Annotated in this window: 19 protein-coding genes and 1 pseudogene; 10 read left to right on the top strand and 10 right to left on the bottom strand. The window is 64.5% G+C overall.

Annotated elements, in window-relative coordinates; translation table 11 throughout:
• Window positions 1-8 precede the first annotated feature (8 nt).
• Together POM99_RS00375 and POM99_RS00380 are read left to right on the top strand one after the other, a co-directional pair.
• Entirely contained in the window at window positions 9-443 is a 435-nt protein-coding gene (locus tag POM99_RS00375) for a flavodoxin family protein (RefSeq protein WP_277275065.1), read from the top strand.
• Between the two features lie 142 nt (window positions 444-585).
• Window positions 586-1284 (top strand): hypothetical protein, encoded by a 699-nt coding sequence (locus tag POM99_RS00380; RefSeq protein ID WP_277274749.1) that lies wholly within the window; start codon window positions 586-588, stop codon window positions 1282-1284.
• Window positions 1285-1371: 87 nt separating this feature from the next.
• On the opposite strand, the gene POM99_RS22365 is transcribed toward POM99_RS00380, so the two are convergent.
• Window positions 1372-1596: a hypothetical protein gene (locus POM99_RS22365; RefSeq protein ID WP_277274750.1), complete on the bottom strand. Its 225-nt coding sequence runs from the start codon at window positions 1594-1596 to the stop codon at window positions 1372-1374.
• Between POM99_RS22365 and POM99_RS00390 the strand changes: the two are divergent.
• Window positions 1519-1698, top strand: a pseudogene (locus POM99_RS00390) (AHH domain-containing protein); the annotation flags it as partial. The gene POM99_RS22365 and the pseudogene POM99_RS00390 overlap by 78 nt on opposite strands.
• Before the next feature lie 231 nt (window positions 1699-1929).
• Here POM99_RS00390 and POM99_RS00395 read toward each other — a convergent pair.
• From POM99_RS00395 to miaA, 8 genes are all read right to left on the bottom strand, one after another.
• Entirely contained in the window at window positions 1930-2910 is a 981-nt protein-coding gene (locus POM99_RS00395; RefSeq protein ID WP_277274751.1) for an NAD(P)H-dependent flavin oxidoreductase, read from the bottom strand.
• 90 nt (window positions 2911-3000) lie between these two features.
• The gene (locus tag POM99_RS00400) at window positions 3001-4050 is read right to left on the bottom strand and encodes an amidohydrolase family protein (RefSeq protein WP_277274752.1); all 1050 of its coding nucleotides are present in this window, start codon (window positions 4048-4050) and stop codon (window positions 3001-3003) included.
• Window positions 4051-4183: 133 nt separating this feature from the next.
• Window positions 4184-5857 carry a 2-isopropylmalate synthase gene (gene leuA, locus POM99_RS00405; protein ID WP_277274753.1) on the bottom strand — a complete coding sequence of 558 codons (1674 nt, stop codon included), beginning with the start codon at window positions 5855-5857 and terminating at the stop codon, window positions 4184-4186.
• Between the two features lie 402 nt (window positions 5858-6259).
• Complete coding sequence (locus POM99_RS00410) at window positions 6260-6898, bottom strand: YceI family protein (RefSeq protein ID WP_279644336.1); 639 nt, start codon at window positions 6896-6898, stop codon at window positions 6260-6262.
• 193 nt (window positions 6899-7091) lie between these two features.
• Window positions 7092-8111 (bottom strand): ketol-acid reductoisomerase, encoded by a 1020-nt coding sequence (ilvC, locus tag POM99_RS00415; protein ID WP_277274755.1) that lies wholly within the window; start codon window positions 8109-8111, stop codon window positions 7092-7094.
• Window positions 8112-8202: 91 nt separating this feature from the next.
• The gene (ilvN, locus tag POM99_RS00420; protein WP_277275066.1) at window positions 8203-8718 is read right to left on the bottom strand and encodes an acetolactate synthase small subunit; all 516 of its coding nucleotides are present in this window, start codon (window positions 8716-8718) and stop codon (window positions 8203-8205) included.
• Window positions 8719-8735: 17 nt separating this feature from the next.
• Window positions 8736-10484, bottom strand: a complete 1749-nt coding sequence (ilvB, locus tag POM99_RS00425) for a biosynthetic-type acetolactate synthase large subunit (protein WP_277274756.1) — start codon at window positions 10482-10484, stop codon at window positions 8736-8738.
• Between the two features lie 185 nt (window positions 10485-10669).
• Window positions 10670-11629 (bottom strand): tRNA (adenosine(37)-N6)-dimethylallyltransferase MiaA, encoded by a 960-nt coding sequence (gene miaA / locus POM99_RS00430; protein ID WP_277274757.1) that lies wholly within the window; start codon window positions 11627-11629, stop codon window positions 10670-10672.
• Here miaA and serB point away from each other — a divergent pair.
• A complete protein-coding gene (gene serB, locus POM99_RS00435) occupies window positions 11622-12506 on the top strand; it encodes a phosphoserine phosphatase SerB (RefSeq protein ID WP_277275067.1) in 885 nt (294 codons plus the stop codon). The genes miaA and serB overlap by 8 nt on opposite strands.
• Window positions 12507-12574: 68 nt before the next feature.
• Window positions 12575-13381 carry a Coq4 family protein gene (locus tag POM99_RS00440; RefSeq protein WP_277274759.1) on the top strand — a complete coding sequence of 269 codons (807 nt, stop codon included), beginning with the start codon at window positions 12575-12577 and terminating at the stop codon, window positions 13379-13381.
• A gap of 73 nt (window positions 13382-13454) precedes the next feature.
• On the opposite strand, the gene purL is transcribed toward POM99_RS00440, so the two are convergent.
• A complete protein-coding gene (gene purL / locus POM99_RS00445) occupies window positions 13455-15638 on the bottom strand; it encodes a phosphoribosylformylglycinamidine synthase subunit PurL (RefSeq protein WP_277274761.1) in 2184 nt (727 codons plus the stop codon).
• 105 nt (window positions 15639-15743) lie between these two features.
• Here purL and POM99_RS00450 point away from each other — a divergent pair, with 105 nt between their 5' ends.
• The 5 genes from POM99_RS00450 to queA all read left to right on the top strand — a co-directional run bounded on the left by POM99_RS00450 (window position 15744) and on the right by queA (window position 19259).
• The gene (locus POM99_RS00450) at window positions 15744-15995 is read left to right on the top strand and encodes an exodeoxyribonuclease VII small subunit (RefSeq protein ID WP_277274762.1); all 252 of its coding nucleotides are present in this window, start codon (window positions 15744-15746) and stop codon (window positions 15993-15995) included.
• 5 nt (window positions 15996-16000) lie between these two features.
• Window positions 16001-16909 (top strand): polyprenyl synthetase family protein, encoded by a 909-nt coding sequence (locus POM99_RS00455; protein ID WP_277274763.1) that lies wholly within the window; start codon window positions 16001-16003, stop codon window positions 16907-16909.
• A 2-nt stretch (window positions 16910-16911) separates the two neighbouring features.
• Window positions 16912-17424 (top strand): pantetheine-phosphate adenylyltransferase, encoded by a 513-nt coding sequence (gene coaD / locus POM99_RS00460; RefSeq protein ID WP_277274764.1) that lies wholly within the window; start codon window positions 16912-16914, stop codon window positions 17422-17424.
• A 68-nt stretch (window positions 17425-17492) separates the two neighbouring features.
• The gene (locus POM99_RS00465) at window positions 17493-18224 is read left to right on the top strand and encodes a peptidylprolyl isomerase (RefSeq protein ID WP_438822975.1); all 732 of its coding nucleotides are present in this window, start codon (window positions 17493-17495) and stop codon (window positions 18222-18224) included.
• A gap of 6 nt (window positions 18225-18230) precedes the next feature.
• Complete coding sequence (gene queA, locus POM99_RS00470) at window positions 18231-19259, top strand: tRNA preQ1(34) S-adenosylmethionine ribosyltransferase-isomerase QueA (RefSeq protein WP_277274766.1); 1029 nt, start codon at window positions 18231-18233, stop codon at window positions 19257-19259.
• Window positions 19260-19266: the final 7 nt, after the last annotated feature.

A 19266-nucleotide genomic window follows, 5' to 3' on the forward strand; every position in this document is an offset into this window, starting at 1 on the left:
CTCGCGCAATGGCCGATGCGGCACTGGCAGGGGCAAAGGAGATGGGCGATGCCCGCGCCCTGCCTGCGATGGAGGCGGAAGCCACGGACCTTCTTGCCGCGACAGGCTACGTTTTTTCCTGCCCGGAGAACCTGGCGAGCATGAGTGGTGAGATGAAGGCATTCTTCGACCGGACGTATTATCCGGTGTTGGGCAGGATCGAAGGTCGCCCTTTCGCCACTCTGATCGCCGCGGGTTCGGATGGTGAGGGGACGCAGCGCCAGATCGACCGAATCGCCACCGGCTGGCGCCTGCGCCGCGTGGCCGCGCCAGTGATCGCGCGCCTGGGGGTACAGACGCCCGATGAAATCATGGCACCGAAGGTTGTGCCCAGCGAAGTACTCGGCAAGTGTCGCGAAATGGGACAGCTGCTCTCCAGCGGGCTTTCCATGGGTATATTCTAGGCATAACCGGCCCTACGGCTCCGTTTCGGGCTGAAATTCGACCTACTCGGGACTCGACGCAGAGGCGACGATGGTGCCAAGATTTTCCGAAGAGCAGGGAGCAGACGGGGTGGCCACTCAATCAACAGGAGCTTGCGCGCCGGTGGCGGCGCTCCTGTTCGATCCTGGCGCCAGACCCGATGCGAAGGCGGTTATCGACCTCGCGGATTCGCTTGGATCATTCGCGATTGATGGCTCCCTGGGTGATGGCACCCTTGCCATCATCAAGGACGGCCTCAGCTTTGAAGTGGGCGGACTTCGTCCCGGGCAAATTTGCGATGCACCTGAAATCGCGCACCGTGTCGCCCTGCCTTCGTCCATCACACTGCAAGGCAAGGCAGCGATCACGGTTGCCGCGGGCAAACACCTTGTGGGGGCGGATCATCTCCTGCCAGTCGTCCGCGTCATGGCGGCGCTGATTGGCGAATTGGGAAATCTGCCCGGCGCGGAAGTCATCGTGTGGCAACCTGCGCGGTTGGCCACGAGCGTGGCGTGGTTTCACGAAGCCGTCGGCGTTTGGCTCGGCGGAGGCCCGTTTCCTGCTCTCGCCTTGACAGCTCTGATCCGCGAGGCGGATTCCTTTGCCAGTGAAGGCCTGCACTTCCTCACGGGTCAGGAATTCGTGCTTGCTGGCAAGGATGGCCAGATCAGCCAGGAGGATTCGCGGATCGCCATCCGGCTGACGGACTGGCTGGTGGCGCATGGTCGTCTCGACAGCGCGCGCGAAGTGGTGCTGTCTGGCTTCGGGAAGGTCTTGCTGGAGTTGGACGGGGCATTCCGCATCAAGGCCCGGCCGCTTTAGGTTTCCGGTTCTGCGGCTTGCGGAACGAATCAATTGCCAAATCGGTTGCAATTCGGTCCGATGTGAACTGAAATTCGCAGGTCTTTCTTAACCCTGTTCCTTGAATTTGTGCTCATGAACAGGAGTGAGGAAATTCCAGTTATGGCGCGGCCCAGCCGTCCCATTCTTCCGTTCAGGGCGGTCAACACGGCTGGTTCGGCAGGATACAGTGCTGGACTTCAGCGACACCATATCCTGCCGCGCCAGATCTTCTCCAGCGCGGCGGTCCGTGCATTCCTGGAAAAGGTCGGGCTTGAGCGGGTCGGCTTCCACGATTTTCGCCGCAATGGACTGCTCCTGCCAGCCGAAGAAGGCGTTGCCCTGCGCATCGGCCTACCTATGCACCGCGGCCCTCACCACCGCTACAACGAGGTTGTGCTCGAGCGGTTGGGCCCGATAACTTCGGGCTGGCAGGCCCGCAGTCGCGCCGTGGGCGAAAGAGCAACGACTGAGGCGCTGATGCGGTTGGACCTGCTGCAGCGGGCCTTGCGGCGGCGTCTGCTCGATCACCGCCGCTGGAAGGGAACGCCACTCAATACGCGGGATCCGGCGCTCGATTTCAGCCATATCGATCGGATGGCCGACATGCTGTGGGGCGCGACCGAACTAGCGACGGAAAGCGGCGGAAGCCCCGTCGAGAGCGACAAGGGCCTCGGCATATTGGCCAGCGAGAGCATCGACCCGCTGTGCCACGGTCTCGACCGCCCTGACCGCGCCGATGCCCTGGCCGGAACCCCAGATGTCCTTCCACGCCTTTGCGTCAGTGTTTCCGCCCGATCCGAAGTTCATCTTGCTGGGGTCGCTCACCGGCAGGTTGTCGGGATCAAGCCCGGCGTTGACGATCGACGGACGCAGGTAGTTGCCGTGGACGCCGGTGAAGAGATTGGAATAGATGATGTCCGCAGCCGACCCATCGACGATGGCCTGCTTGTAGGCGTCGACGGCCCGCGCCTCGTGCGTGGCGATCCAGGCAGAGCCGATATAGGCGAAATCGGCGCCGAGCGCCTGGGCAGCGAGGATCGAACGCCCGTGGGCAATGGCACCGGACAGGGCGATGAGGCCGTCAAACCAGCTGCGGATCTCCTGCATCAGGGCAAACGGGCTTTGCGCACCGGCATGGCCGCCAGCACCCGCCGCCACCGGGATAAGGCCATCCGCGCCCTTCTCGATCGCCTTGCGGGCAAAACGATCGTCGATAACATCGTGCAGCACGATGCCGCCCCACGAATGCGCCGCCTGATAGATGTCCTCCCGTGCCCCCAGAGACGTGATCATCAGCGGCACCTTCCACTTGGCGCAAAGCGCCATGTCCTCTTCCAGGCGGTTGTTGGTGCGGTGGACTATCTGGTTGACCGCAAACGGTGCGGCCGGTGCTTGCGGGTTGGCGCGGTTATGGGCGGCCAATTCCTCGGTGATCTGGTGCAGCCATTCATCCAGTTGGCTGATCGGCCGCGCGTTGAGCGATGGAAACGACCCCACGACCCCGGCCTTGCAATGCGCAATCACGAGTTCCGGCCCGGATATGATGAACAAAGGCGAGGCGATCACTGGCAGGCGCAGGTTGGCGAACAGGGGGGGCAGGGCCATGCAGGATCTCTCCGTCCAGATTTAACCAATCACTTAAGAACTGCGTATGCCCTGTCCGGGGCCCTGTCAAAGTTCCTTTGGGGCAAGCTTTCAGCCCTGGGGCAGAAGATGCTCGATGCCATAGGTCCGCGCGGCCGTCGCGGCGAAGAGGGCGCGCTTTTCCTCCGCACTGGCACCTGCTGTCAGCCGCTTGAACGCGTTCCACAAGGTGCGATAGTCGGCCCCCCAGCGGTCGACCGGGAAATTGCTTTCGAACATGGCGCGTTGTGGCCCGAACGCTTCGATGCAGGTTTCGATATAAGGCCGCCACATCGCGGCCAGCGCTTCCGATCCCACCCCGGCGGCAGGGCCTTCGCTAGGCATCATGCAGAACGCCATGGCGAGCCCGCCCAGCTTGATCGACACGTTGGGCAGTTCCGCGAGCGCCCGGATCGATGCCCGCCAGGTGTCGAAGCGTTCGGGCAGTCTGCCCTTGTAGCTTGCGATGCCAAGCGGGGTGCCGCAGTGATCAAGCACGATCGGCTGTTCCGGAAAGGCGCGGGCAAGGGCGATCACGTCGGGCAGTTGCGGTTCGCACACCCAGGCATCGAACGTAAGCCCCATTGCGCCCAGTTGGCGGAAACCGGAGCGGAAAGCATCGCTGGCATACAGTTGGGGCGGCGCGTGGAACGGCGGACCAAGCACGTCGGGATCCGCATCCCACGCCCCCTGGTGCCGGATGCCGCAAAAGCGACCGCCACCCGCCGCCTGCAGGGCTTCCAGCACCGGACGTACGCCATCGCCCAGCGTAAGATCGCCGTGGCCGATGATCGCGGCGCAAGGGCGGAAATCGCCGTACAGCCCGCTGGCGCCCTGCGCGGCCACGCCATTGGCCATTTCCACTTCGCCCACCGGTTTGAACGCAGGTTCGGCATCAGCGCGATAGTAGGCGCCGCATTCCATATAGACCGTGGCGATAACGTGATGTCCGCTTGTTGCATCGGCATGCAGCGCATCGAAATTGTAGTACGCGCCAAGCGTCAGGGCATCGAGAAACGGGTGGCGGGGCGTAGGGAATGAGCCGAGCAGCGGCCGCAGATCCCACAAATGGTGGTGCGGATCGATGATCGGCAGATCGGGCTCGATAATGTCTTCAGCCATTGAACCTCTCGCGTCGTTGCCTCTGGCGGGCTTCGGGGGCGAGCGTATTGGGGCTGGCGATGTCCCGCAACTATTCGTTCAATCGGGCGATTGAATGGAGCGGTGCTGTCGCGACCGCTCCATTAAAGAATTGTCAGTTGCTGGCCGCGTTGGCGGCTGAAAGGATCGCGCGGACGCTGGCGGTGGCCACGTCCTCGTCGATGCCCACGCCCCAGAACACCCGGCCATCGGGTGCAACGCATTCGACGTAGGCCGCCGCGCGCGCATCACTGCCGCCGGTCAGGGCGTGCTCGGAATAGTCGCGCACGTCGATCTCGATGCCGAAGCCATCCTTCAGCGTGGCTACGACCGATGAGATCAGGCCGTTGCCGCGCCCGGATACGCTCTGCACCTTGCCGTCCACCTCGATCTTTCCGGCGAACACGCGGGTGCCGTCGGGCGAACGGGCTTCTTCATAGTCCACAAGCTGGAAGTGCTGCGGCACGTCGAGGCGGTAGACCTTGCGGAAAACGCTCCAGATATCCACCGCCTGCAGTTCGCGGCCGAGTTCATCGGCCAGTTCCTGTACGTGACGGCTGAAGTGCGCCTGCATCTTCTTCGGCAGCTTCAGGCCCTGGTCCTGTTCCAGCACCCAGGCGAAACCGCCCTTGCCGGACTGGGAATTGACGCGGATCACCGCTTCATAGCTGCGCCCAAGGTCCGCCGGGTCAATCGGCAGATAGGGCACGGCCCAGAGCTCGTCATTGCGCTTTTCCTGCGCGGCGAAGCCCTTCTTGATCGCGTCCTGATGGCTGCCCGAAAAGGCCGTGAACACCAGCTCGCCGCCATAGGGGTGGCGCGGGTGAACCGGCAGCTGATTGCAGTATTCCACCGTCTGGATCACTTCATCGATGTTCGAGAAATCCAGTTCCGGATCAATGCCCTGCGTGTACATGTTGAGGGCGACTGTCACCAGGCAGCAATTGCCCGTCCGCTCGCCATTGCCGAACATGCAGCCTTCGACGCGATCTGCCCCGGCCATGATGCCCAGTTCCGCAGCGGCCACGCCGGTGCCGCGGTCGTTGTGGGTGTGCAGGCTGATCACCGCGCGGTCACGGTTCGGCAGGTTGCGACAGAAATACTCGATCTGGTCGGCATAGATGTTCGGCGTCGCCGCCTCCACCGTGGCCGGCAGGTTGAGGATGATCGGCTTTTCGACCGTGGGCTGCAGGATATCCATCACCGCCTCGCAGCATTCGATGCTGAAATCGAGCTCGGCGGTGGAAAAGGTCTCGGGGCTGTATTCGAAGTGCCAGTCGGTCTGGGGGAAGCGAGCCGCCTGATCGCGCAGGTAACTGGCCCCTGCGCGGGCGATTGCCTTCACCTCGGGCTTTTCCATGCCGAACACCACGTTGCGCCACAGCGGCGAAACCGCGTTGTATACGTGGACGATCGCCTGCTTTGCGCCGGCAAGGCTTTCGAACGAGGTCTTGATCAGGTCTTCACGCGATTGGGTGAGCACCTGAACGAAGACGTCGTCCGGAATGCGGCCCGCATCGACGAGACCGCGAATGAAATCATATTCAGTCGCCCCGGCGCTGGGGAAGCCGACTTCGATCTCCTTCAGCCCGACCTTGACGAGCAGATCGAAGAAGCGCGCCTTCTTTTCGGCGTCCATCGGGTCGATGAGCGACTGGTTGCCGTCTCGCATGTCGGTGGAAAGCCAACGTGGCGCCTTGGTGATCTGGCGGCTCGGCCACTGGCGATCAGAGATCGGAACCTGCGGGAACGGACGATACTTGACCGAGGGATTCTTGAGCATGGACATGGGTTTGCGTCTTCTCGAAGCCGGAATGTCTGGATCTGGTTTCTTCGGGACCCCTGGACGCCGTGCGCGCCTGGAAGAGACGCGTCAGCTCACGCCCAAGGGCGGATAAGTCGCAGGGTAAGGTCCAGCCGAACGGTCATGCCGTCAGCCTATGGTGTTTCCGTCAACGGTTGTCCAGAATGAAAGCGTCAAGCGGCAGGGCAGACCGGGAAAAAGCCTGCCTGTTGGCGCGAAAGGTTCGCAACCCAATGGTCAAGATTGCGCCAGCACGCGAATCTGGAAAAAGGTTGGCGGTCTCTCCAGCGATGGAGAAGCCCGCCTGGCACCGGCGCGATTGCGCAGCGGCCTTGGTACGAATGCGAACAGGGCGGGGAGCGGCGCCCTGCCGCTCCCCTCGACCGGTCAGGCCTTCTTTTCGAAGGCGATCGAGATGGTCAGTGACACGTCGTCACCCACCACGGGCACGGCATAGCCAAGGCCGAAGTCGCTGCGCTTGATCGTGGCCGTGCCGTGGAAGCCCACGGTCTCCACACCCTTCATCGGGTTCTTGCCTGCGCCGACGAAGGTCACGTCCACGGTCACCGGCTTGGTCGCGCCATTCAGCGTCAGGTTGCCGGCAACCTTGGCGCTGGTACCGTCGGCGCCCACGGCGACGCTGGTCGATTCGAACGTGGCGGGCGCCGGATTCGCGCCGAAGAAGTCTGCCTTGCCGTTGGCGCCGGCGGGCTTCATCAGGTGCGCGGTGAGGCCGGCGTCAGCAGACACCAGCTTGGCAACGGGGATCGAGATCGAAACCTTCGACGCTGCCGGGTTCGCCGGGTCGAGCGTCAGGGTGCCGGTCTCGCCACCGATCAGGCCCAGAGTATCGTTGAATCCCATGTGGTTGAGCCGCCAGCCGATCTGGGCGTGGCCAGCATCGACAACATAGGTTCCGGCCGTGACGCGCGCCTTGTCGGCAGCACCGGGCTGGCCAGCAGGCATCTGGGCGACGATCGGGGCCGCGACCACGGCGGCAAGGGCTGCGGGAAGCGCATACTTCATGATGCGGGTAAACTGGGGCACGACGGGATCTCCCTGAAACAGGCTCTGGAGTGACAGAGGTATCGCACCGGGCGATGACTGCCAATTGCGATCCTTCGGCTGTCACCGTTCGAGAAAGTTGAAAGCCCGCAAAGGAAAGGGCCGCACGGGGGTATCCCCGGGCGGCCCTTTCGCTGGTCCTGCTTGCGCCGGATCAGTTCTTGGTCTGGTCAACCAGCTTGTTCGCGCCGATCCAGGGCATCATCGCACGCAGCTTGGCGCCAGTTTCCTCGATCGGGTGACGCTTGGCGGCGATGCGCGAAGCCTTCAGCTCGGGCTGGCCGGCGCGGTTGTCGAGCACGAAGTCCTTCACGAAGCGGCCCGACTGGATGTCGGCCAGAACGCGTTTCATTTCCTTCTTGGTCTCGTCGGTGATGATGCGCGGGCCGGTCTTGATGTCACCATATTCGGCGGTGTTCGAGATCGAATAGCGCATGTTGGCGATGCCGCCTTCATACATCAGGTCGACGATCAGCTTCAGTTCGTGCAGGCATTCGAAATAGGCCATTTCCGGGGCGTAGCCGGCTTCCACCAGCGTTTCGAAGCCGGCCTGAACCAGATGCGTGGCGCCACCGCACAGCACGGCCTGTTCGCCGAACAGGTCGGTTTCGCATTCCTCGCGGAAGTTGGTTTCGATGATGCCCGAACGGCCACCGCCCACGCCCGAGGCATAGGCCAGCGCCACGTCGTGCGCATTGCCGGTCTTGTCCTGGTGCACCGCGATCAGGCAGGGAACGCCGCCGCCGCGCTGGTATTCACCGCGCACGGTGTGGCCGGGGCCCTTGGGCGCGATCATGATCACGTCGATGTCGGCGCGGGGCTCGATCAGGCCGAAGTGGATATTGAGGCCGTGGGCAAAGGCCAGAGCCGAGCCGGGCTTCAGGTTGGCATGCAGGTCGTCGGCATAGATCGCGGCCTGGTGCTCGTCGGGGGCGAGGATCATGAGGATGTCGGCCCAGGCGGCTGCTTCGGCGTTGGGCAGCACCTTGAAACCGGCCGCTTCGGCCTTCTTGGCGCTGGCCGAACCGGGACGCAGCGCAATGGCCACTTCCTTCACGCCCGAATCACGCAGGTTCTGCGCATGGGCGTGGCCCTGCGAACCGTAACCCAGGATGGCGATCTTCTTGCCGGTGATCAGGTTCAGATCACAGTCCGCGTCGTAATAGACCTTCACGCTGTATTCCTTTCAAATGGCATTCTGTGTGATCGGTAAACTTGGGCGCGCCGATAGCCGTCAGGCCGCGGCGCCGCCAGTGCAAAGAATGTCAGGCCGCGTTCGCCCCGCGGACCATGCCGACGATGCCGGTCCGGCCAACCTCGACCAGGCCCAGTTCCTTCATCAGGCCCACGAAGGTGTCGATCTTGTCCGGCGTGCCGGTCAGTTCGAAAACGAAGCTTGCCGTGGTGGTGTCGACAACCTTGGCACGGAACACGTCGGCAAGGCGCAGCGCCTCGACACGGTTCTCGCCCTTGCCGGCCACCTTGATCAGCGCCAGTTCGCGTTCCACGAAGGGGCCAACCTCGGTCAGGTCGGTCACCTTGTGGACCGGCACCAGCCGTTCCAGCTGCGCGCGGATCTGATCGATCACTGGCGGCGGACCGTGGGTCACGATGGTGATCCGGCTCACGTCGTGCCCGTCGGTGATGTCGGCCACGGTCAGGCTGTCGATGTTATAGCCGCGCGCGGTGAACAGCCCGGCGATCTTGGCCAGGATGCCCGCCTCGTTGTCGACCGTGATGGTCAGGACGTGGCGCTCCTGCGCCTCCTGCTTGATGTGCATCATTGTTCCGTCCCCCCTCAGACCAGCGCCTTGGCTTCGTCGTCCATCGTGCCGGCCACTTCGTCGCCGTAGAGGATCATGTCGGTGTGCGCCGCGCCGCTCGGGATCATGGGGAAGCAGTTGGCTTCCTTGGTCACCAGGCAATCGACGAAGACCGGGCCATCGTGGTCGATCATCGCCTGGATGCCGGCGTCCAGCTCGCTCATGTCGGTGATGCGGATGCCCTTCCAGCCATAGGCTTCGGCCAGCTTCACGAAATCGGGCAGGCTGTCCGAATAGGAGTTGGAATAGCGGCTTTCATAGGTCAGTTCCTGCCACTGGCGGACCATGCCCATCCATTCGTTGTTGAGCACGAAGACCTTCACCGGCAGGCGATACTGCGTGGCCGTGCCCATCTCCTGGATGTTCATCTGGATCGAGGCGTCGCCCGCGATATCGATCACCAGCGTTTCCGGGAAGCCGGCCTGCGCACCGATGGCGGCCGGAAGGCCATAGCCCATGGTGCCGAGCCCGCCGGACGTCAGCCACTTGTTCGGCTTCATGAAGTGGAAGTGCTGCGCCGCCCACATCTGGTGCTGGCCCACTTCGGTGCTGATGATCGGATCGCGGTCCTTGGTCAGCTCATAAAGCCGCTCGATCGCCTTCTGCGGCATGATTTCCTGCCCGCGCGAAGGGTAGGCGAGGCTCTGGCGCGCGCGCCAGCCATCGATGCGGGCGTACCATTCGGTCAGGTCCTGCCTGGTGCAGCCGGTTTCCAGCCAGCCTTCCACGATCTGGCCCAGCACCTTGGCGCAATCGCCAATCAGCGGCAGGTCAACTTGCACGGTCTTGTTGATCGAGGCGCGGTCGATGTCGATGTGGATCTTCTTGCTGTTGGGCGCAAAGGCATCGAGCCGCCCGGTCACGCGATCATCGAAGCGCGCGCCGACGCAGACGATCAGGTCCGCCCGGTTCATCGCCATGTTCGCTTCATAGGTGCCGTGCATGCCCAGCATGCCCAGCCACGCCGGATCGCCCGCCGGATAGGCGCCAAGGCCCATCAGCGTGGAGGTGACAGGCGCTCCGGTCAGCTTCTGCAGTTCGCGGAGCAGACGGGTCGCCTCGTCGCCCGAATTGATCACGCCGCCACCGGTATAGAGCACCGGCGCCTTCGCTGCGGCGATCAGGCGCACGGCTTCGGCAACGTCTGTCGCCGGGGCTTCGGTCTGCGGGGTATAGCGGTTGCGCTGCTGCGGTGCATGGCCGCTCCACGCGGCCGAGGCGATCTGCACGTCCTTGGGAATGTCGATCACCACCGGGCCGGGGCGGCCTTCGGTGGCGATGCGGAAAGCCTCGTCGATGATCCCGGCCAACTGCGACGGGTCCTTCACCAGATAGTTGTGCTTGGTGCAGTGGCGCGTGATGCCAACGGTGTCGGCTTCCTGGAACGCGTCCGACCCGATCAGCGCAGTGGGAACCTGGCCGGTGATGACCACCAGCGGGATCGAATCCATGAAGGCGTCGGCAATGCCGGTGACCGCGTTGGTGGCACCGGGGCCGGAAGTGACCAGCACAACGCCGGGCTTGCCCGTGGCGCGGGCATAGCCTTCGGCCGCGTGGGCCGCGCCGGCTTCGTGCCGCACCAGGATGTGGCGGATGCGCTCGTCGCCGAACAGTGCGTCATAGATCGGCAGCACCGCGCCGCCGGGATAGCCGAAGACGAACTCCACGCCCTTTGCGACCAGGCTCTCGACCAGGATTTCGGCGCCGCTGCGCTCGGTTTTCACAGGTAGCTTCCCTTGCATGTCCGACAGGCGAGGGGCCTGCCGATACGGATCATCCAAAAACATGGGCCCGGCGCAGGGCTGGCTGCGCCGGGCCTTCTCTCCCTTTCGGGTGCCTGCAATCCACAGAAGCGGACTCTCAGGCAGTTGACGGCCTGCTAAATGACATAAACGAACGTGTCAACCGGCTATTTGTGAAATATTATTTCAATAATGTGGTTTTCAGCGTAATCCTGCTGCTGCAGTCGGGGCCAGTGGCCCGGAACTTGGTGTCGCAGCCACGTGTACTGCCGCTTGGCGTAGTTCCGCGTCGCCTGCTGACCCGCTGCGATGGCCTCTTCCTCGTTCAGGTCACCACGCAGGAAGGCGGCGATTTCCGGCACCCCGATCGCGCGCATCACGGGCAGGGCAGGATCCAGCCCGCGCGCCAGCAGCGCCTCCACCTCGGCCATCGCACCCGCCTGCCACATCAGCGCGAACCGCCGGTCGCAGCGTTCATAAAGCCAGTCCCGATCCGGCATCAGCACCACGGCGGTCAGATCGATTTCACCGCTGATTCCGCCCACCTTTTCCGCCTGCCACGCCGAAAGCGGCCGCCCGGTCGATCGCACGACCTCAAGCGCCCGCGCGATCCGCGCGCTGTCGGCTGGGCCCAGCACCGCCGCCCGCGCTGGATCTTCCTTCTGCAGCGCGGCATAGGCCTCCGCCACCGGCAGCGCCCGCACGGCTTCGCGCACCGCCGGTTCGATTTCGGGCACCGGCGCGATGCCGTCCAGCAGGGTGCGGATATAGAGGCCCGTTCCGCCCACCAGCACTGCCAGCGCGCCGTGCGCCGCCGCCTTTGCGATCTCCGCCTTCGCCGCCGCGGCCCAATCCGCCGCCGAACAGGCCTGCGCCGCGTCCCAGGCGCCGAACAGCCGGTGGGGCACGCCGCGCATCTCCTCTGCCGAAGGGCGCGCGCTCAGCACGCCAAGATCGGCATAGACCTGTGCGCTGTCGGCGTTGATCACCACCGCCTTGCGTCCCGCGGCCATCTCGGCCAGTGCCAGCCGCACGGCCAGATCGCTCTTGCCGCTCGCCGTCGGCCCTGCAATGAGCGCGACCTTCGGCTTCACGCCATCAACACCTGAGGAATTCCCTGTGATCATCGCGCGGCTGATAGCAGACCCTGAGACGCTTGGTGACAATCTTGCGCTCGCCATGGAAATGATCGAGGCGCGCGATTGGGAAGTGGCCGGCGCCGGCATGCTCGAATTCTGCACCAACGTGTTGGAACTCGAGGTGGTTGAGGGCAATCCTGCCGGCATCCGCCAGATTCTTGACCAGTGCTTCCCTGACAGCGACCTCCTGCTTTCCACCGTCCCGTTCGAAACGCCGCGCCTGTTCGTGTCCGACATGGATTCGACCATGATCGGCCAGGAATGCATTGATGAACTGGCCGATTTTGCTGGGCTCAAGGACCGCATCGCCGCGATCACGGAGCGCGCGATGCAGGGGGAACTCGATTTCGAATCCGCCCTGCGCGAACGCGTCGGGCTGCTGAAAGACCTGCCCGAAGACGCGATCCGCCAATGCCTTGATGAACGCATCCGTCCGATGGACGGCGCGCGCACGCTGGTTGCCACGCTCAAGTCGCGCGGCTGCCACACCGTGCTGGTCACCGGCGGGTTCCACTCCTTTGCCGATCCCGTGGCCGATCTGCTTGGCTTCGATCGCGTCGTGGGCAACCGTCTGGGCCTGCATGACGGCCGCCTCACGGGCGATCTCGTTGGCGGTATCGTCGATTCGTCGGTGAAGAAGAAGGTCCTGCTCGAAGAGACGGCGCGGTTGGGTGAAGATGTGGTTAGCCTCGCCACGGGTGATGGCGCCAACGACATCCCGATGATCGAATCTGCCACCCACGGCATCGCCTATCGCGCCAAGCCCAAGGCGCGCGCCGCCGCCGATGGCTGGATCGACCGGGGCGACCTGACCGCGATCCTCGATCTCTATGGCATTGCGCGCGATGACTGGGTGTTTGATTGACGCAATATTTACATAGGTGTTAATAGATCGAGCCGTCCTGCCCAGAGGACGACCAGAGGACGAATCGCATGAACGCCTTTGCTGGAACCCTGTCTGCGGACCTGCCGCTCTATGATGAGCGCCGCCCGGTGCTCACGCTGCAGCCGCGCAAGGCGCTCCATCACTTCCGCGAATTGCTGAAGGACAAGGAGCGCACCGAGGAAGTCTTCGCCATCTTCGAGGCGCTGCCCTGGCAGGGGCTGCGGGCCTCGGCGGAACGCTATCTCAGGAGCGAGGTGGGCCAGTCGGTTCGCGCGCGCGAACCCAGCCTGCCGACGATCCTTGACGATCACGATGCGCTGCGCCGCATGCCTGCCGGCTCGGTCGCACACGCCTATTGCGATTTCATGGAGCACGAAGGCCTCACCGCCGCCGGTCTCGTTGCCGAATTCGACAAGTTTGCGGAAGGGCGCCCCCGCTTCCAGGACCAGTTCCTGTGGTACCTGAACCGCATGCGCGATGTGCACGATCTGCTGCACGTCCTTACCGGCTATGGCCGCGATGCGCTGGGCGAAGCCTGCGTGCTGGCTTTCACCTACAGCCAGCAGCCGTCACCGGCGCACCTGTTCATCGGCTACATGGCCGGGCTCAACATCCGCAAGCAGGTGAAAAGCAGCGCCCCCGTGCTGCGCGCCATCCGCGAAGGCCAGCGTCTGGGCAAGGCCTGCCCGCGCCTGTGCGAACAGGCGATCACCGACATCCTGCCGCTTGGTCTGGACGAGGCGCGCCGCCATTTGAACATTACGCCTGCGGTGCATTATCATCAGGCGCACGCCGTGTGGAAGGCCATGGGCGTCGATCCCTACGACCTCCTCGGCAAGAAAAAGGCGGCGTAACCCCAAAGTCCTCCCCATTTTTGCGCAGCACAAATGGGGAGGGGGCCGGTCGCAGGCAGGCCTGAGGGGTCCTTTACCCTTCCATCCACACCCGGAAGAACGCCTCGTTCGCTTCGCGCAGCGTTGCCACCGGCACCGAGAAGCCCGGACCTGAAACCGCGGATCCGCCGGTCGTGCCGATGCGCGTCATCGGGATGCCCGCCGCCTGGATCGTGTCTGCCACCGCGCTGGTCACGATATAGCGGCCCTGGTCCTCGCCAAAGGCGGTGAAGTGGTCGCCGATCCCTTCCAACTGGCAGCCGATGCCGCTCGCCATCGCCATTTCGGCCAGTGCGACCAGCAGGCCACCGTCCGAAATGTCGTGGACCGCCGTCACCTTGCCGTCGGCGATCAGCTCGCGCACGAACTCGCCGTGGCGGCGTTCGGCGGCAAGGTCCACCTTCGGCGCCTCGCCGTCCTCGCGACCGTGGATTTCGCGCAGCCACAGGCTCTGGCCCAGGTGCCCGTTGCTCTGGCCGATCACGAAGATCGCCTCGCCCTCGGCCTTGAACGGCACGGTCACCATCTGCTCGTGGTCGAGCATCAGGCCCACGCCGCCGATGGCCGGGGTGGGCAGGATCGCGCTGCCGCCGCCGGTCGCCTTGGATTCGTTATAGAGCGAGACGTTGCCCGAAACGATCGGGTAGTCCAGCGCACGGCAGGCGTCGCCCATGCCGTTCAGCGCTTCCACGATCTGCGCCATGATTTCGGGGCGCTGCGGATTGGCGAAGTTCAGGCAGTTGGTGATCGCCAGCGGCGTCGCGCCCACGGCGCAGATGTTGCGGAAGGTTTCGGCCACCGCCTGCTTGCCACCTTCATAGGGGTCGGCAAAGCAATAGCGCGGAGTGCAGTCGGTGCTGATCGCCAGCGCCTTTTCGGTTCCGTGCACGCGCACCACCGCGGCGTCGCCACCCGATTTCTGCAGCGTGTCGGCACCCACCTGGCTGTCGTACTGCTCGAAGATCCAGCGACGGTTGGCCAGGTCCGGGCAGCCGATCAGCTTCAGCAGGTCCGCGCCCAGGTCGCTGCTCGCCGGCACGTCGCCCAGCGGCGCCACGTTGGCCCAGGCCTTGTATTCCTCCAGCGAAAGGTGAGGGCGGTCGTACAGCGGCGCGTCCTCGGCCAGGGGGCCCAGCGGAATGTCGCACACCGTTTCGCCCTGGAAGGTCAGCACCATGTGGCCGGTATCGGTCACTTCGCCGATCACGGCAAAGTCCAGCTCCCACTTGCGGAAGATCGCCTCGGCCATGGCTTCCTTGCCGGGCTTCAGCACCATGAGCATGCGCTCCTGGCTCTCCGACAGCATCATTTCATAAGGCGTCATGCCCTCTTCGCGGCAGGGCACCTTGTCCATGTTCAGGATGATGCCGGCCTTGCCGTTGGTGGCCATTTCCACCGATGACGAGGTGAGGCCCGCCGCGCCCATGTCCTGGATCGCCACGATGGCGTCCGTGGCCATCAGTTCAAGGCACGCCTCGATCAGCAGCTTTTCGGTGAACGGATCGCCCACCTGCACGGTCGGGCGCTTTTCCTCGCTCTTCTCGTCGAAGTCCGCGCTGGCCATGGTCGCGCCGTGGATGCCGTCGCGGCCGGTCTTCGAACCCACATAGACGATCGGGTTGCCGATGCCGGTTGCCGCCGAATAGAAGATCTTGTCGGTGTCGGCCACGCCCACGGTCATCGCGTTGACCAGGATGTTGCCGTCATAGGCCTTGTGGAAGTTGGTCTCGCCACCCACGGTCGGCACGCCCACGCAGTTGCCGTAACCGCCGATCCCGGCAACCACGCCCTGCACCAGGTGCTTCATCTTGGGGTGGTCCGGCCGGCCAAATCGCAGCGCGTTCATGTTCGCCACCGGGCGCGCGCCCATGGTGAACACGTCGCGCAGGATGCCGCCCACGCCGGTGGCTGCGCCCTGATAGGGTTCGATGTAGCTCGGGTGGTTGTGGCTCTCCATCTTGAAGATGGCGGCCTGCCCATCGCCGATATCGATCACGCCTGCGTTCTCACCGGGGCCGCAGATCACCCAAGGGGCCTCGGTCGGCAGCTTCTTCAGGTGGATGCGGCTCGATTTGTAGGAGCAGTGCTCCGACCACATCACCGAGAAGATGCCGAGTTCCACAAGGTTCGGCTCACGCCCCAGCGCGTGCAGCACGCGGGCGTATTCTTCCTCGGACAGCCCGTGGGCGGCGACGACATCGGGAGTGATTTCGGACATGGCAGCGCCCTTAGCCTCTAGGCGCGGCTTGCGCCAGACCTCTTCCGACAGGCCCGTTCCGGTTGCGCTTGACCAGTCGCTTGTGGCGGGTCAAAGCTGCCTCCGATGGGAACCCAGGCAGATATCGCGGCACTTTCTTTCGAAGACGCGCTCAAGGCGCTCGAAGATGTCGTGCGCAAGCTCGAGAGCGGCGAGGCGCCGCTCGACGAATCGATTGAACTTTATGCGCGTGGCGATGCCCTGCGGGCGCATTGCCAGGCGCGGCTCGATTCCGCGCAGGCGCGGATCGAGGCCATCGTTACCGATCGCGACGGGCGCGCGCAGGGTACGCGTCCGTTCGACGAAACCGCAGGGTGATTGCCGTGTCGGAGGCCGATGCCCCCCAAGCCGCGCTGAAGCAGGCCCTCGCGGCCATCCAGCGCGATATCGATTCCACGTTCGATGCGCTGCTGCCTGTTCCCGGTGACCCGCGCGACCGGCTGGTCGAGGCGATGCGCTATGCCGCTATCGGCGGGGGCAAGCGGCTGCGGCCGCTGCTGGTCAGCGCCGTCGCGCAGATGTTTGGCGTCGATCGCACATCGGCGGTGCGCGCAGGCGCAGCGATTGAGGCGATCCACGTCTATTCGCTGATCCACGATGACCTGCCGTGCATGGATGATGACGCGCTGCGCCATGGCAAGCCCACGCTGCACCTCGCCTTTGACGAGGCGACTGCCGTGCTCGCGGGGGATTCGCTCCACGCCTTCGCCTTCGAGGTGCTGTCCGATCCGGCGATGAGCGGCGATCCCTTCGTCCGTGTCGAACTGATCCGCACCCTGGCCACCGCCAGCGGGGCCAATGGCATGGCGGGCGGCCAGATGATGGACATCGCCGCCGAAACCGCTTCGTTCGACCTGCCCACCGTCACCCGGCTGCAGCAGCTCAAGACCGGCGCGCTGCTCGGCGCGGCGGTGGAGATGGGCGCCATCCTTGGCAAGATCCCGTCCGAAGGGCGCACCCACCTGCGCGGCTATGCGCGCGATATCGGCCTCGCCTTCCAGATCGCCGACGATCTGCTTGATGAAGAAGGGGACGAAGCCGCCGCAGGCAAGGCGCTGCGCAAGGATGCGGCGCAGGGCAAGGAAACCTTCGTGTCCCTGCTCGGCATCGAACGGGCGCGTGAACAGGCGCGCATCCTGGTGGAGCAGGCGGTCCAGCACCTTGCCCCCTATGGCGCGGAGGCGGACCTGCTCCGCGATCTGGCGCGGTACATAGTCGAGAGGAATCACTGAACATGGGGGAGAGGATTGGCGTCTATCCGGGCACGTTCGACCCGATCACGCTGGGGCACCTGGACATCATCCGACGCGGGGCGAAGCTGGTCGACAAGCTGATCATCGGCGTCACCACCAACCCGTCGAAGAACCCGATGTTCACGCCCGAAGAGCGCATGGCCATGGTTCAGCGCGAAGTGGCGGCACAGGGCATCGGCAACGTCACCGTCATGGGCTTCAACGCGCTGCTGATGAAGTTCGCCGAAAAGCAGGGCGCTAGCGTGATCGTGCGCGGCCTGCGCGCGGTGGCCGACTTTGAATACGAATACCAGATGGCCGGCATGAACCAGCAGCTGAATGACCGGATCGAAACGGTCTTCCTGATGGCCGACGTCTCGCTCCAGCCGATCGCTTCAAAGCTGGTCAAGGAAATCGCCCTGTTCGGCGGCGACATCCACCGCTTCGTGACGCCCACCGTCTGCGAGGACGTGATCGAGCGGGTGAGGGGCCTCGGCCAGCTCGGCGACTATTGAGCCGCCGCGGCGGACGTTTCGTTTTGTTCATTGCAGCGTCAGCGCGCCGGGCCTATCCGCGCGGGATGATGTCTTCCACAGGTGGTTCCTTGATGCTTTCGCGCTTCCTCATCACGATGGCCGCCTCAACTGTCCTGCTGGCCGGCGCCCCGGCCCTGGCGCAAGGCGCTCCCGGCAAGGACCCGGTCAAGCCGATCAAGGTTGATCGCGTCGTCTCTTCGCAGGCCGTGCAGTATGCGGTGGACATGGACCCGACGCACGATCCCGAGAACGTGCTCTATCTAGATCTGTCGAACGGGGGCCGCGTGACCATCCGGCTCAAGCCCGATTGGGCGCCGCACCACGTGGAACGGATCAAGCAGCTGGTGCGCGAAGGCTTCTATGACGGCATCATCTTCCACCGCGTGATCGATGGCTTCATGGCGCAGACCGGCGATCCCACCGGCACCGGGCAGGGCGGTTCGAAGCTGCCCGATCTCAAGGCCGAATTCAACGATGTCCCCCACCTGCGCGGCACCGTCTCCATGGCACGGACGGATGAGCCGGATTCGGCGAATTCCCAGTTCTTCATCGTGTTCTATCCGCGGATGGGGCTGGATCATAAATATACGAACTTTGCCCGTGTCATCGGTGGCATGGATGCGGTCGACGCGATCGTTCGGGGCGAGCCGCCAGCAAATCCCACGCGCATCGTCCAGGCCTCCATCGGCGCTGACAACAAGCCGCGGCCGGCCCCGCCGGCCCCTGCCGCCGCTCCGGCGATCACCGCCGACATGCTGAGCAATTCACGGTCCAACTGATCTCCCATGAAGGTCGATCTGTTCGACTTCGAGCTGCCGCCCGAGCGCATCGCGCTGCGTCCGGCGCGTCCGCGCGATTCGGCCCGGCTGCTGTCGGTGCCGGGGCAGGGGCCGTTTGCCGATCTGATCGTGCGCGATCTGCCCGGCCTTCTGAACCCGGGCGATGTGCTGGTGTTCAACGACACACGCGTGATTCCCGCCCAGCTGGAAGGCCGACGCGGAGATGCCAGGATCGGCGCCACGCTGCACAAGCGGATCGACCTGCGGCGCTGGCAGGCCTTCGTCCGCAATGGCAAGCGGTTGCGCGGGGGTGATACGATCGAATTCGGCGCAGGGGTGACCGCCACCGCCGAGGCGCGCCATGCCGATGGCAGCTGGACGCTGTTCTTCCCCGGTGACGAGCCGGTGGAGGTCCTGCTGGAGCGCGCCGGAACCATGCCCTTGCCCCCCTATATCGCAGGCAAGCGGCCGACCGACGAGCAGGACCGCCGGGATTACCAGACGATGTTCGCGCAGAAGGACGGGGCCGTGGCCGCGCCGACTGCCGCGCTGCATTTCACCCCGGAACTGTTGGCCGCCCTGGACGCGCGCGGCGTGGTGCATGAAACGCTGACACTGCACGTGGGCGCGGGCACATTCCTGCCGGTGAAGGCGCAAGACACGACCGAACACGCGATGCACGCCGAATGGGGCCGTATCGACGCCGCCACGGCAGACCGGCTGAACGCCGCACGCGCTGCTGGCAAGCGCGTAATCGCGGTGGGCACCACCAGCCTGCGCCTGCTGGAAAGCGCGACCGGTGAAGACAGGATCATTCGTCAGTTCGAAGGCGATACCAGCATCTTCATCACCCCGGGCTATCGCTTCCGCGCGATCGACGGGCTGATGACCAACTTCCACCTGCCCAAGTCGACCCTGTTCATGCTGGTCAGCGCACTCATGGGGCTCGATCGCATGCAGGACGCCTATGCCCACGCCATCGCGCAGGGCTACAGGTTCTATTCCTATGGTGATTCCAGCCTGCTGATCCCCTGATCGCGGT

Origin of the sequence: Novosphingobium cyanobacteriorum, assembly GCF_029436685.1 — a bacterium.
Taxonomy (GTDB): domain Bacteria; phylum Pseudomonadota; class Alphaproteobacteria; order Sphingomonadales; family Sphingomonadaceae; genus Novosphingobium; species Novosphingobium cyanobacteriorum.